At 67.6% G+C, this 12,982-nt stretch carries 13 protein-coding genes; 2 read left to right on the top strand and 11 right to left on the bottom strand.

Features of this window, described 5'->3' with window-relative positions; genetic code table 11:
- Positions 1–2 precede the first annotated feature (2 nt).
- Both G341_RS0113770 and G341_RS0113765 read right to left on the bottom strand, forming a co-directional pair.
- Complete coding sequence (locus G341_RS0113770; RefSeq protein ID WP_081622549.1) at positions 3–1,211, bottom strand: PQQ-dependent sugar dehydrogenase; 1,209 nt, start codon at positions 1,209–1,211, stop codon at positions 3–5.
- 88 nt (positions 1,212–1,299) lie between these two features.
- Complete coding sequence (locus G341_RS0113765; RefSeq protein ID WP_018179733.1) at positions 1,300–2,121, bottom strand: crotonase/enoyl-CoA hydratase family protein; 822 nt, start codon at positions 2,119–2,121, stop codon at positions 1,300–1,302.
- Between the two features lie 128 nt (positions 2,122–2,249).
- On the opposite strand from G341_RS0113765, the gene G341_RS0113760 reads away from it, so the two are divergent.
- Together G341_RS0113760 and G341_RS0113755 are read left to right on the top strand one after the other, a co-directional pair.
- Positions 2,250–2,588, top strand: coding sequence for a 2-oxo-4-hydroxy-4-carboxy-5-ureidoimidazoline decarboxylase (locus G341_RS0113760; protein WP_018179732.1), 339 nt, complete (start codon positions 2,250–2,252; stop codon positions 2,586–2,588).
- Positions 2,589–2,606: 18 nt separating this feature from the next.
- The gene (locus G341_RS0113755) at positions 2,607–3,401 is read left to right on the top strand and encodes a crotonase/enoyl-CoA hydratase family protein (RefSeq protein WP_018179731.1); all 795 of its coding nucleotides are present in this window, start codon (positions 2,607–2,609) and stop codon (positions 3,399–3,401) included.
- Positions 3,402–3,503: 102 nt separating this feature from the next.
- Here the strand turns inward: G341_RS0113755 and G341_RS0113750 are convergent, their stop codons facing one another.
- The 9 genes from G341_RS0113750 to G341_RS0113710 form a co-directional block, all read right to left on the bottom strand.
- Positions 3,504–4,391, bottom strand: a complete 888-nt coding sequence (locus G341_RS0113750; RefSeq protein ID WP_018179730.1) for an acyl-CoA thioesterase — start codon at positions 4,389–4,391, stop codon at positions 3,504–3,506.
- Positions 4,388–5,806 (bottom strand): pyruvate kinase, encoded by a 1,419-nt coding sequence (gene pyk / locus G341_RS0113745; RefSeq protein ID WP_026303661.1) that lies wholly within the window; start codon positions 5,804–5,806, stop codon positions 4,388–4,390. Before pyk ends, G341_RS0113750 begins: the two co-directional genes overlap by 4 nt.
- Positions 5,807–5,879: 73 nt before the next feature.
- Positions 5,880–7,397 carry a prolipoprotein diacylglyceryl transferase gene (gene lgt / locus G341_RS0113740; protein WP_018179728.1) on the bottom strand — a complete coding sequence of 506 codons (1,518 nt, stop codon included), beginning with the start codon at positions 7,395–7,397 and terminating at the stop codon, positions 5,880–5,882.
- 26 nt (positions 7,398–7,423) lie between these two features.
- Entirely contained in the window at positions 7,424–8,206 is a 783-nt protein-coding gene (trpA, locus tag G341_RS0113735) for a tryptophan synthase subunit alpha (protein WP_018179727.1), read from the bottom strand.
- Positions 8,203–9,501, bottom strand: a complete 1,299-nt coding sequence (gene trpB, locus G341_RS0113730; RefSeq protein WP_018179726.1) for a tryptophan synthase subunit beta — start codon at positions 9,499–9,501, stop codon at positions 8,203–8,205. Before trpB ends, trpA begins: the two co-directional genes overlap by 4 nt.
- A 13-nt stretch (positions 9,502–9,514) precedes the next feature.
- A complete protein-coding gene (gene trpC / locus G341_RS0113725; protein ID WP_081622537.1) occupies positions 9,515–10,360 on the bottom strand; it encodes an indole-3-glycerol phosphate synthase TrpC in 846 nt (281 codons plus the stop codon).
- Between the two features lie 131 nt (positions 10,361–10,491).
- On the bottom strand, positions 10,492–11,250 hold the full coding sequence (locus G341_RS0113720) for a Trp biosynthesis-associated membrane protein (protein WP_018179724.1): 759 nt from the start codon (positions 11,248–11,250) through the stop codon (positions 10,492–10,494).
- Positions 11,247–12,806, bottom strand: a complete 1,560-nt coding sequence (locus G341_RS22075) for an anthranilate synthase component I (RefSeq protein WP_018179723.1) — start codon at positions 12,804–12,806, stop codon at positions 11,247–11,249. Before G341_RS22075 ends, G341_RS0113720 begins: the two co-directional genes overlap by 4 nt.
- Entirely contained in the window at positions 12,803–12,982 is a 180-nt protein-coding gene (locus G341_RS0113710; RefSeq protein ID WP_018179722.1) for a tautomerase family protein, read from the bottom strand. The genes G341_RS22075 and G341_RS0113710 overlap by 4 nt, the downstream gene beginning before the upstream one ends.

The following is a 12,982-nucleotide window of genomic DNA, read 5'->3' as shown; positions in this document are numbered from 1 at the left end:
TCTCAGCCCACCCAGCGCACCCGGAGCAGCTGGTCGGTCGAGTTGCCGTTGCTGGTGGTCACCAGCAGTGAACCGTCAGGCGCAACGGCCAGGCCGCGCAGGCGGCCATGTCCGGCAAGGGCTTCGACGGTCGAGACCACGCTCTGCCCGTCGTCCGACAGCCGCATGAATACCAGGCGTTCGCCCTTCAACGTCGAGACCGCCAGTCCCCCGCCGAACTCGCCCCACCCCGTCGCCGGCAGGAACTGCAGCGCCGTCGTCGCCAGTGTCGGACTGCCCGAGCTCCACACCGCGCCGATCGCGCCGGGCACCCGCACCGGGTCAGTCATCGGCACGGATTCGTCGTAGATCAGCGGCGCACGGTCGGGACGGTAGCCGTAATTGCCGCCTGCGCGAAGGAGATTCAGCTCATCGTCGCGGTCCGTGCCCTGCTCGATCGCATACACGCGACCGCTGCCCGGCTGCACTGCGACGCCCTGAACGTTGCGGTGCCCGAGGGTATAAATCGAAGCCGGACCACCGTCGAGTGAGGCCCGTAACACTTTGCCGCCCAATGACTGCCGACTCTGCGGCACAGATGGCGTCGCGGTGTCGCCGGTGCCGATCCACAGCGTGCTTCCCGACACCGCCAGTCCACAACCGACATGCCGCCCGGACGCCGTCACCGGAATCCCAGTCACCACCGTCCGTTCGCGGGTCGCGGCAGACCAGTCATCGCTCATCCGCCAGGCGACCACATTGACCACCTGACCTGTGCTGGGAAACGGCAACGGCAGATCCGCAGAACCACCGGCGATGCTGGACGATGCACCGCCGCGTGACTCGGCCTGACACGTGTAGACGCGGTGGTTCGCGGTGAAGCCGGGGTCGAAGGCGAGCCCCATCAGGCCGGCCTCCTTCACCACGAACAACCTCGAGAAGTCCGCACGCGGCCGCACGACCGCGCCGCCGGGCCGCACCGCCACGAATCCGCCCGCCCGCTGCGTCATCAATGCGGTGCCGTCGGGCGCCACCTCGACATCCCACGGAATCGACAGGCCCGACGCGACGGTCGTTACCGAAAGCTGCGGCGCCGCCTCCGCGGCGGGCGCCGCCACGATCGTCGCCGCTCCCACCGTGAGCACCGCCGAGGTCCATGCGCTCCATCGCAGTCGGCGGGCGCGGCGTCGAACGGGGCGGACCGTGACGGGGCTGCTGGCGATAGCGGTCATAGCGGTCACATTAGCGCCGCAAAGCACCCTGTATGCGTAGTTCGACCGCGTCCATCCGATTCGACCGCATCCATCTGCGGCCCGCGGCCTACTCTCCCGTGTACGTCGGCTTCTGCTTGGTCATGGCCGCCGTGATCGCGGCGAGCAGATCCTTCGATGCGAGGAAGGCCGCGTTCCACACTGCGACGAACTTCAGGCTCTCGTCCTCGGCCGATCGCCGCGAGAAGTTGAGGACCTCCTTGACGCCGGCCATCGCGAGCGGCGACTGGTCAGCGATATCCCGCGCCGTCGAGCGCGCGGCGGCCAGCAGCGCATCCTGATCGTCGAATACGTCGTTGACCAAGCCGATCTTCTCGGCGCGGGCAGCGTCAATGTCCTTGCCCGTCAACGCCAATTCGCGCGCATGCCCGTCGCCGACCACCTGCGGCAGCCGCGCCAGCGTGCCCATGTCGGCGACGATCGCCACCTTCACCTCGCGCACCGAGAACTTGGCGTCGGCGCTCGCATACCGAATATCGGCAGCCGTGATCAGGTCGACGCCGCCGCCGATGCACCAGCCGGCGATCGCCGCGACCACCGGCTTGCGGCAGTCGGCCACCGCGGTGATGGCCGTCTGCATCGCACGGATCTCGTCCTGCAGAGCCAGGCGATCGCGTGCCGTCATCTCACCGGAGAACACCGGCGCGAGCGCGCCACCGCCCATCGCGGTCAGGTCCAGCCCATACGAGAAGTTCTTGCCCGAGCCGGTCAACACCACCGCGCGGACCTCTGGATTCGCATCCAACTCCGCGAACACCCGCGGCATCTCCGACCAGAAGTCCGGCCCCATCGCGTTGCCCTTCCCGGGGCCGATCAGCGTCACCTCGGCGATGTAGTCAGCGATCTCAATGGTTACGGACTTATACGACATTGACGCTCTCCCTCATCGTTTACGTTGCGCCCACATTACCTTCGCAAATTCCTCGTTAATGACCGGCCGCTGCGCTGGCCGTTCCACGCCCACCTGCATAACGATGTCTTTGCGGAGAGGAGCCGAACATGTTGACCCGAAAAGGAATTGGGCTCGAGGCCTTCAACACTCTGTCGATGCGCAAGGCCGAATACCTGCTCTACCAATGCTGCAGCTCGGTCACCTGGTGCCACAGCGTCGCACTGCAACGGCCGTATACCGACCGTGACGACCTGCTCGACTACGCCGAGAACGAGCTGTCCGCCATGTCCGACCAGGACGTCGACCGGGTGTTCACCGAGAACACCCGCTCCCGTGGCGCCACCGTGCAGCCGCATGTGCTGGCCCGCCGCGCCGAAATCGCGCTGATGAACCGCAGGCGCATCGAAGCCCTCCTCGGCCCCGTCGACGGCTACCCGATCTGGTAGCTCCCCTACGCTGGGCCCATGTCGGAAATCGAATACGAAGTCATCGATCACGTCGCCCACGTCCGGCTCAATCGGCCCGACAAGCACAACGGACTCACGCTCCCGATGCTCGACGGCCTCACAGCGGCGGCCGAGCGGGCCGCCAAAGACAAGTCGCTGCGCGCCGTGCTCATCTACGGCAACGGGTCGTCGTTCTGCTCCGGCCTCGACTTCGGCACCGTCGGCAAGGATCGGGTCGGCGTTGCGAAAACCTTTGTGCCGAACCCCCTTACCGGCGCCAACTCCTTCCAGACGCCGGGCTGGGCCTGGCGATCGGTGCCGGTTCCGGTGATCGCCGTCATCACCGGCCACTGCTATGGCGGCGGCCTGCAGATCGCGCTCGGCGCCGACTTCCGTTATGCGGCAACCGATGCCGACCTGTCGATTCTCGAGGCGAAGTGGGGGCTGATCCCCGACATGTCGTTGTCGATGAGCATCGCCCAGCTGACCGGCATCGATATCGCCAAGCGGCTCACCATGACCGGCGAGATGCTGACCGCCGACTACGCCAAGCAGATCGGCCTGGTGTCGGAGGTCTCCGACGATCCGATGGCCGAGGCGATGGAGTTCATCGAGGTCATCAAGCAGCAGTCGCCCGATGCGGTCGCCGCGGCGAAGGAACTGTTCGAGCGGACCTGGAACCAGGGTCCGCGCTCATCGTTCGGCACCGAACAGCGGCTGCAGCTCCGGATGCTGCGCGGCTACAACTCGGGGATCGCTCGTAAGGCCGGCCTGAAGCGCGAGAGTCCGGAGTTCCGCGAGCGTCAGTTCTGACGACCGCGCGGATTTTCTGTCAGGAATTCGGGGTCAGACGACAATAATTGTCGCTGCTCGCCCCACAGCAACAGAAAACTCAGGCACCCGGGCGATGACTCCCTAACCGCGCGGCGGGAAGTACTTGATCAGCGCTTCCTGCACGACCGTCGTCGCGAGGGCGCCGTCCCGAGTGAAGAACCGACCCGTGCCCAGGCCGCGCGAACCCGCGGCGACCGGCGACTCGGTCGCGTAGAGCATCCAGTCGTCGAAACGGAAGGCGTGGTGGAACCACATCGAGTGGTTCACGGTCGCCGCGAACAGCCGATCGATACCCCAAGACAGGCCGTGCATGCTGATGATCGAGTCGAGCACGGTCGTGTCCGACGCGTAACACATGGCGGCAATATGCAGCAGCTTCTCGTCGGGCAACTGGCCGTCGGTGCGCATCCACACCCGGTTGTTCTCCAGCTTGTCGCCCGCCTCGCGCAGCTTCCAGGTCGGGTCATTCGCGAACCGGATGTCGATCGGGTGCATCGCATTGACGAACGCAGCGATGCGATCCTCGAAACCCTTGAAGTGCTCACCGAGCGGCGGCAGGTCCTCCGGATACGGAACCTCCGGGATCTCCACAGCGTGTTCGAGACCCTTGCCCGCGTCCTGGAAAGCCACGAGCATCGTGAAGATCTCATCGCCTTCCTGGATCGCCGTCACCTGCCGATTGGCGAACGACCGCGCATCCCGCGTGCGATGCACGTGGTACTCGATCGGCATCGACACATCGCCGGCGCGAATGAAATGCGCATGCAGCGCGTGGACCGGGGTCTCCCGCTCGACGCTGCGACCCGCCGCGACGATGCCCTGGCTGAGTAGCTGACCGCCGAACGTCCGCGGTCCCACCGCCGACGGGTGCTCACCGATGTAGACGTCGTCCTCGCGCTGCTCCAGATCGAAGAGCGCCAGGAGCTGGTCCAGGTCGGACCGATGTGCGGGGTCAGGCTGCTCGCTCAATGGTCCTCTTCGCCGATTCGGTGCACATGGATCAGGTTGGTCGATCCGACCGTGCCCGGGGGCGCACCGGCCACGATCACCACCTGATCGCCCGGCTTCAGGCGTCCGGTGTTCATCAGCGCCGAGTCGACCTGCCGGATCATCGCATCGGTGTTGTCCACGCGTGGCACGATGAACGTCTCGGTGCCCCAGCTCATCGACAGCTGATTACGGATCTCGGGAAGCGGCGTGAACGCCAGCAACGGCAGCCGGGTGTGCAGCCGAGCCAGCCTCCGGACGGTGTCGCCGGACTGGCTGAAGGCCACCAGCGCCTTGGCCTCCAGGCGCTCGCCGATATCGCGGGCCGCGTACGAGATGATGCCGCGCTTGGTCCGCGGCACGTGGCTCAGCGGCGGCACACTGCGACTGCCCTGCTCGACCGCCTGGACGATCTTCGCCATCGTCGAAACGGTCTCCATGACGTACTTGCCGACCGACGTCTCGCCGGACAGCATCACCGCGTCGGCGCCGTCGAGCACGGCGTTCGCGACATCGGACGCCTCGGCGCGGGTCGGCCGGGAGTTCTCGATCATCGACTCCAGCATCTGGGTCGCGACGATCACCGGCTTGGCATTCTCGCGCGCCATCTGGATCGCCCGCTTCTGCACCAGCGGCACTTCCTCGAGCGGCAGCTCGACACCGAGATCACCGCGGGCGACCATGATCGCGTCGAAGGCCAGCACGATGGCCTCGAGATTGTCGATGGCCTCGGGCTTCTCGAGCTTGGCGATCACCGGCACACGACGCCCGACGCGGTCCATGATCTCGTGCACCAGGTCGATGTCGCCGGGAGCGCGGACGAAGCTCAGCGCGATCAGGTCGACGCCCAGGTTGAGGGCGAACTCCAGATCAGCGATGTCCTTCTCGGACAGCGCCGGCACCGACACATTCATGCCGGGCAGCGAGACACCCTTGTTGTTGCTGACCGGGCCGCCTTCGGTGACGGTGCAGACGACGTCATTGCCATCAACGCGCAGGACGGTCAGTCCGACCTTGCCGTCGTCGACGAGCAGCCGGTCGCCCGGCTGTGCATCCTCGGCGAGTTCCTTGTAGGTGGTCGACACGCGGTCATGCGTGCCTTCGCAGTCCTCGACCGTAATCCGAACTTCTTCTCCGGCAAGCCATTCCGTGCGCCCCTCCTTGAACCGACCGAGGCGGATCTTGGGGCCCTGCAGATCGGCGAGGACGCCTACCGCGCGACCGGTCTGGTCGGCGGCTTTGCGGACACGGGCATACATCTTCGCGTGATCGGCATGGCTGCCGTGGCTGAAATTCAGGCGGGCGACGTCCATTCCGGTCTGGACCAGCTGACGTACCCGATCATCGCTGTCGGTCGCCGGGCCCAGGGTGCACACGATTTTCGTTCGACGGCTCACGGCACGAGCCTAGTCGCCGCCGCAATGACGCTGCCGACCACCGGTGGGCAAACCGGAGTAGTTCGCGAAATGTTCAGTCGGACGCTTTCTTCGACTCGCGCTTGGCCTCGCCCGTCGCATCGCCGACCGCGGCCTTTTCCGGCTCCTCGGCTGCCGGTGCGTCGGCCTCGTGGTCGGAATCGTCGGCGTCGGCGTCTATGTCTTCGTCCTCGTCGGAATCCTCGGCGTCATCTGCGTCGGCATCGTCGGAGTCAGCATCGGCCGGCTCGGCAGCCGTGTCTTCGGCCGGTTCGTCCGCGCGGTCCTCGGTCTTGGCCGGTTCGGCGGTATCGGCCGATTCTGCGGTCTCGTCCTTCGCCGGTTCGGCCGTCTCGTCCTTCGTCGGTTCGGCAGCGTCGTCGCCGTCCGGCTCGTCGGCTTCCGGGCCGTCGGCGTCGTTGTCTCTCGCCGAATCGGGTTCGGGCTCAGTGGGCTTGGCCTCGTCCGTCTCGTCGGCCGGCGGTTTCTCTGACTCGTCGAGTTCGTCAGCGTAGTCGTCCGCGATCGCCTCGAAGTCGGTGTCGTCCGCCGTGTCGCCGTCGGCTGTCTCCCCGTCGACCGTGTCCCCGTCGACCGTGTCCCCGTCGACCGTGTCCCCGTCGGCCGTCGCTCCGTCGGCCTCGTCTTCATCATCGGCGTCGTCGTAGTACTCCTCCGGCGCCCGACCCGGGCGGTACACCTCGACCGGCGTTTCCCGACCGCGTGGCGCCAGCAGGATGTAGATCGACGCCGCCAGGAACACCAGGGCCGCGGTGAACAGGTTGATCCGCAGGCCGAAGATGTGCGTCGCGTAGTCGTGCCGCAGGGCCTCGATCACGAATCGGCCCGCGCAGTAGCCCGCGACATACATCGCGAACAAGCGGCCGTGACCGATCCGGAAGCGGCGGTCGATGATCACCAGCGCGATCACCACGAGCAGATTCCACACCAGCTCATAGAGGAAGGTCGGCTGCACGACCCGGACGACCTCGCCGGTCGAGTGGCCGTTGATGTTGGTCCACGGACTGTCCGGGTCGAGGACCGGAGTGCGCTCGTAGATCTTGAGGCCCCACGGCATCGTCGTGTCGGCTCCGAACAGCTCCTGGTTGAAGTAGTTGCCGAGCCGACCGATGGCCTGCGCCAACAGGATCGGCGGCCCGATGGCATCGCCGAAGGCCGGGAGGCTGATGCCGCGGTGCCGGGTTCCCAACCAGGCGCCGAAGGCGCCGAGCAGCACGGCGCCCCAGATGCCGAGACCGCCGTCCCACACCTTCAGTGCATCGATCGGCTGCTTGCCGCCGTCGCCGAAGTAGGTGTTCCAGTCGGTGGCCAGGTGATACAGCCGGCCGCCGATCAGGCCGAACGGCACCGCCCAGATGGCGATGTCCAGCACTTCCCCATCGCGACCGCCGCGGGCGATCCAGCGCCGATTGCCCCAGAACACCGCGACGATGATGCCGACGATGATGAACAGCGCATACGCGCGAATCGGGACTCCGGCCAGGTGCCACACGCCCTGCGGCGGGCTCGGAATGTACGCGAGCACGTCAGATTGCGTCACGCCAGTCTGCATTCCGCCGACCTTACTGCAGGGAGTCGCTAAACCCGGGCTGCGCGCACGCCGTCGGCCAGTTCGGTGACCAGGCCGCGCACGGCGTCCTCACCCTCGGCCACCGCCGAGACCAGCGCCGATCCGACGATCACGCCGTCCGCATAGCCCGCGATCTCGGCCGCCTGCGCGCCGCTGCGGACGCCGAGTCCGACGCCGATCGGGATGTCGCTGTGCTCGCGAATGCGACGGCACAGCTCGGGGGCCGCATTCGAGACCACGTCGCGGGCGCCGGTGACGCCCATCGTCGATGCGGCATAGACGAATCCGCTGCAGGCGTCGAGAGTCATCGCGAGGCGTTCCTCGGTCGATGACGGCGCCACCAGGAAGATCCGATCCAGGCCGTGCTTGTCGGATGCTTCCATCCACTCGTCGGCCTCTTCGGGAATCAGATTCGGCGTGATGATGCCGAGGCCCCCGGCCGCGGCGAGATCCCGCGCGAACGCGTCGACGCCGTAGCGCAGCACCAGATTCCAGTAGGTCATCACCACGGCAGCACCGCCGGCGGCCGTGACCGCCTCGGCGGCCGGGAACACGTCGCGCACCCGGACACCGTTGGCCAAGGCCTGCCCGGCGGCGGCCTCGATGGTCGGGCCGTCCATCACCGGGTCGGAATACGGGATGCCGACTTCGATGATGTCGCAACCGGATTCGACCATCCCCGTCATCGCATCGATGGAACCGGGCACCGTCGGGTAGCCGACCGGCAGGTAGCCGATGAGCGCCGCGCGCTGCTCGGCTCGCGTCTTCGCGAAGACATCGGCGAGCGTCATGCCGGACCGCCTTCGGTCGAAGCCTGATCGGCCGCGGCGGGATCGGGAGCGTCCTCGTCGAACAGATGGAACCAGCGGGCGGCGGTATCGACATCCTTGTCGCCGCGCCCGGAGATGTTCACCAGAATCGCGGCGCCCGAGCCCAGTTCGCGGCCCAGCTGCAGGGCGCCGGCCACGGCGTGCGCGGACTCGATGGCCGGGATGATGCCCTCGCGGCGGCTGAGCAGCGCGAGTGCGTCCATCGCCTCGGTATCGGTGACGGGACGGTATTCGGCGCGGCCGATGTCCTTCAGGTACGCATGCTCCGGCCCGACGCCCGGGTAGTCGAGCCCGGCCGAGATCGAATGCGACTCGATGGTCTGTCCGTCCTCGTCCTGCAGCAGATACGAATAGGCACCCTGGAACGCACCCGGCGTACCACCGGTGAATGTCGCTGCGTGTCTGCCGGTTTCGACGCCATCGCCGGCCGCCTCGTAGCCGACCAGGCGGACGCCGGCGTCATCGACGAAGGGATGGAAGATCCCGATCGCGTTCGATCCGCCGCCGACGCAGGCCACGACCGCGTCCGGCAGCCGACCGAGCGCCGACTGGATCTGCGCCCGCGCCTCCATGCCGATGATGCGCTGCAGGTCGCGCACCATCGCCGGGAACGGATGCGGTCCCGCCGCGGTGCCGAAGCAGTAATAGGTGTTGTGCGCGTTGGTCACCCAGTCACGCATCGCCTCGTTGATCGCGTCCTTCAGGGTGGCCGAACCGCTTTCGACGGCGATGACCGTGGCACCGAGCAGCCGCATGCGGGCGACGTTGAGCGCCTGGCGGACGGTGTCGACCTTGCCCATGTAGACGACGCATTCGGCGTCCAGGAGCGCGCACGCCGTCGCAGTGGCGACGCCGTGCTGACCGGCGCCGGTCTCAGCGATGATCCGGTTCTTGCCCATTCGCTTGGCCAGCAGGATCTGCCCCAGGACGTTGTTGATCTTATGAGAACCCGTGTGGTTCAGGTCTTCTCGCTTGAGGAACAGCCGCGCTCCGCCGGCGTCGGCCGACAGCTTGGTGGCCTCGAACAGCGGCGACGGCCGACCGACGTAGTCCCGCTGCAGCCGATCCAGCTCACGCAGGAAATCGTCGTCGACACGGGCCTTCTCGTAGCCGGAGGTGACCTCGTCGATGACGGCCATCAGGGCCTCGGGGACATGCCGTCCGCCGTAGACGCCCCAGTGACCCTTCGCGTCGGGCTCATGGGTCGTGCGTGTCGCCAGACCCGCACTGGCGGGAGGCAGTTCGAGATCACTCACCGGGCAGGCTCGCTCACCGGGCGGGTTTGGGGCAGGACGGGTGCGTACCGGCGGTCACGAGTTCGGACACGGCCGCCCGCGGGTCGCCGCTGGTCACCAGGCCCTCGCCGACGAGGACGGCGTCCGCGCCGGCGCCGGCGTAGGCCAGCAGGTCGGCGGTGCCGCGCACGCCCGACTCGGCGATCTTCAGGGTCTCGGTGGGCAGTCCCGGAGCGATCCGAGCAAACGAATCCCGGTCGACCTCAAGCGTTTTCAGGTTGCGTGCGTTGACGCCGACGACCTTGGCGCCGGCCTGCAGGGCGCGGTCGGCCTCTTCTTCGGTGTGCACCTCGACGAGCGCGGTCATGCCGAGCGACTCGGTGCGATCGAGCAGCGACTCGAGGACCGACTGCTCCAGGGCGGCGACGATCAACAGGATGACGTCGGCGCCATGCGCGCGGGCCTCGTGGATCTGGTACGGCCCGACGATGAAGTCCTTGCGCAGGATCGGGATGTCGACGGCGGCCCGCACGGCGTCCAGATCGGCGAGCGATCCGCGGAACCGACGCTCCTCGGTGAGGACGCTGATGACGCGGGCGCCACCCTCCTCGTATGCCTTGGCGAGCTGAGCGGGATCGCCGATGTCGGCGAGTTCGCCCTTCGACGGGCTGGCGCGCTTCACTTCGGCGATCACGCCGATGCCGGGCTCCCGCAGTGCGGCGGCCGCGTCGCGCGGATCCGGCGCCTTGGCGGCCAGGGCCTTCACCGTCGCCAGATCGACGACGGATTCCCGTGCTGCCACATCGGCTTTCACTCCCTCGATAATCGAGTCGAGCACGGTCTCGCTGGCCACGGCGCCTATCCCCTTTTCGCTACCCATCACGTTTATCTATCCGAGCGTAGACGCGGACCCTGGACGGGAATCCGCCGGGTACCTGTCCAGATCTACTACCCAGCGTCGGAGATTTGGGCCGCTCGGCGGCACCTCCGAATGCCCGGCCTCCGGCCTGGCTATTTCGAATCGGTCGGATCCTCGCCGGAGTCGAGCGCGTCCCACAACAGCCGGTCACTCGGGTCGGCGGGAGCGGCCTTATCCGTCGAGGATCCGCCCGACGATGAGTCGCCCGCCGAGGAGCCGCCCGACGCCGATCCCGACGTCTTCTTGTCAAAGATCTCGCGTTCCAGCTCGGCCCGGCGCGCAGCGGGCGTCTGGTACTTCGACGACAACCCGGTCGCCCCGACGGCCAGCCGCATCATCTGCACGGCACCGAAAACTCCGAAGATCGCCCCCACCACGACCAGCACCGCCGGCCACTTGGGGGTCGAGATCGACTCGACGATGAACAGCCCCGGGACGTCGGCGGCCTTGGTCGCGTAGTTGACGTTGTTTCCGCCGGTCAGCGTCGAAATCGTCGGGATCACCGCGAGCACGCACAGCACGGCGACCACCACGGCGGCGACCCGCAGCGCCCAACCCTTGAGCGCCACCATCGCCGCCAGCGCGGCCACCAGCACGATCGGCACCGCGATCAGCCACGGCGACCAATCGCTGCCGGTCGCCTTGAACGTCTTCACCTGGAGGTGGTCGTAGGCGGTCAGCTTCGCCCAGGTCATCCGCGATGCGGCCCACAGACACACGGCGCCGAGCACCAGCGCCAGTCCCGCAATCCCCATCCGCCGTTTGCGGATCTTCGCCGCGTCCTGGGTCGCCGTATCCGGTTGAGCCGTATCCGGCTGATCAGCCGTCGCGTCGGTCGGCTCGTCGCTCATCGTCCCGCCTCACTGTGCTGTCGCGCCTCATGGGGGTCGACGCGGCTCATCGTGCCTGCGGTCGCGATCGCGGCAAGCACTGCCCGCGCCTTGTTGTTGGCCTCGGCGTACTCGTAGTCGGGCTGGCTGTCGGCGACGATCCCGCCGCCGGCCTGCACGTACGCCTTGTCGCCGGTCATCACCGCGGTGCGGATCGCGATCGCGGTGTCGGCGTTGCCGGCGAAGTCGAGATAGCCGACGACGCCACCGTACAGCCCGCGGCGGGTGAGCTCGTGTTCGTCGATCAGCTCCATGGCCCGCACCTTCGGCGCACCGGTGAGCGTGCCGGCCGGGAAGCAGGCCTTCACGGCGTCCAGCGCCGACTTGTCGGCCCGCAGATGCCCGGTCACGGTCGACACCAGGTGCATCACGTGGCTGTAGCGCTCGACATGCCGGTAGTCGTGCACCTTGACGGTGCCCGGCTCGGCGACGCGGCCGATGTCATTGCGACCCAGATCCACCAGCATCAGATGCTCGGAGTTCTCCTTCTCGTCGGCGACGAGGCCCTTCTCCAGCAGCAGATCTTCCTCGTCGTCGGCGCCGCGCGGCCGCGTACCGGCGATCGGGTGCGTGGTGGCGATCGAATCCTGCACCGTCACAAGCGCTTCCGGGCTGGAGCCGACGATCGTGAAGTCGGGCCGACCGATCCCGGGCACCCGCACCAGATACATGTAGGGACTCGGATTGGACGCGCGCAGAATGCGATACACGTCCACCGGATCGGCCTCGGTATCCATCTCGAAGCGGATCGACGGCACCACCTGGAATGCCTCGCCCGCCTCGATCTGCTCGACCAGGTCGGTGACGATCGGCGCGTACTCCTCGAAGCTGCGCTGCACCCGGAAGTCCGGATCGCGGCGCTCGTAGGTGGACACCGTCGACTCGGCCGGCGCGGCGAGAGCCGCCGTCATCGCATCGAGCCGCGCGACGCAGTCCTGGTAGGCCTCCTCGGCCCGCGCATCCGTGCCGTCCCAGTTGATCGCGTTGGCGATCAGCGTGATCGTGCCCTCGTGGTGGTCGACGGCGGCCAGGTCGGCGGCCAGCAGCATCACCAGGTCGGGCAGCTGCAGATCGTTCTCGCAGGTGTCCGGGAGCTTCTCGATCCGGCGGACGATGTCGTAGGCCAGGTAGCCGACGAATCCGCCGGTCAGTGGCGGCAGGCCCGGAAGATGGTCGGTGGCAAGCAGTTTCAGCGACGCGTCGAGCACGTCCAGCGGGTCGCCGCCGGTCGGCGCGCCTGCCGGTACCTGGCCCCACCAGGCGGCCTCGCCATCGGCGACGGTGATCGCCGACGGCGCACCCACCCCGATGAACGACCACCGCGACCACGAGCGCCCGTTCTCGGCCGACTCGAGCAGGAAGGTACCGGGCCGATCGCCGGCCAGCTTCCGGTAGGCCGACAGCGGGGTCTCCGAGTCGGCCAGCACCTTGCGGGTCACCGGCACGACGCGATGGTCGCGTGCCAGGTCCAGGAATTCGGCCAGCGACGTGGTCCCGGCGCTCGTTGCGGCCGTCACCCGAGCGGCTCCCCACCGACGCCCCAGTGCGACCGCGGCACCTCGGTGATGGTGACCCACACCGAATCCGGGCTTTTGCCGGTCGCGCGGGCATAGGCCTCGGTGACGGCGGCGATGGTCTCGGCCTTCACCCGATCGGACAGCCCGGGCGTCTGCGAAATCTGAATCAGCGGCAT

It is taken from the genome of Jongsikchunia kroppenstedtii DSM 45133 (assembly GCF_000380485.1).
Classification (GTDB): Bacteria; Actinomycetota; Actinomycetes; order Mycobacteriales; family Mycobacteriaceae; genus Jongsikchunia; species Jongsikchunia kroppenstedtii.
The sequence above is the reverse complement of the archived record's forward strand: the minus strand, read 5'-3'. Positions and strand labels throughout refer to the sequence as shown.

What these genes read in the sequence shown, in the direction of transcription:
- G341_RS0113770 (WP_081622549.1), bottom strand. Translation starts at nt 1,211, where the DNA reads ATGACCGCTATCGCCAGCAGCCCCGTCACGGTCCGCCCCGTTCGACGC.
- G341_RS0113760 (WP_018179732.1), top strand. Translation starts at nt 2,250, where the DNA reads ATGTTGACCCGAAAAGGAATTGGGCTCGAGGCCTTCAACACTCTGTCG.
- G341_RS0113755 (WP_018179731.1), top strand. Translation starts at nt 2,607, where the DNA reads ATGTCGGAAATCGAATACGAAGTCATCGATCACGTCGCCCACGTCCGG.
- G341_RS0113710 (WP_018179722.1), bottom strand. Translation starts at nt 12,982, where the DNA reads ATGCCGCTGATTCAGATTTCGCAGACGCCCGGGCTGTCCGATCGGGTG.
- trpA (WP_018179727.1), bottom strand. Translation starts at nt 8,206, where the DNA reads ATGACGCTCGCCGATGTCTTCGCGAAGACGCGAGCCGAGCAGCGCGCG.
- lgt (WP_018179728.1), bottom strand. Translation starts at nt 7,397, where the DNA reads ATGCAGACTGGCGTGACGCAATCTGACGTGCTCGCGTACATTCCGAGC.
- G341_RS0113720 (WP_018179724.1), bottom strand. Translation starts at nt 11,250, where the DNA reads ATGAGCGACGAGCCGACCGACGCGACGGCTGATCAGCCGGATACGGCT.
- trpC (WP_081622537.1), bottom strand. Translation starts at nt 10,360, where the DNA reads ATGGGTAGCGAAAAGGGGATAGGCGCCGTGGCCAGCGAGACCGTGCTC.
- G341_RS0113765 (WP_018179733.1), bottom strand. Translation starts at nt 2,121, where the DNA reads ATGTCGTATAAGTCCGTAACCATTGAGATCGCTGACTACATCGCCGAG.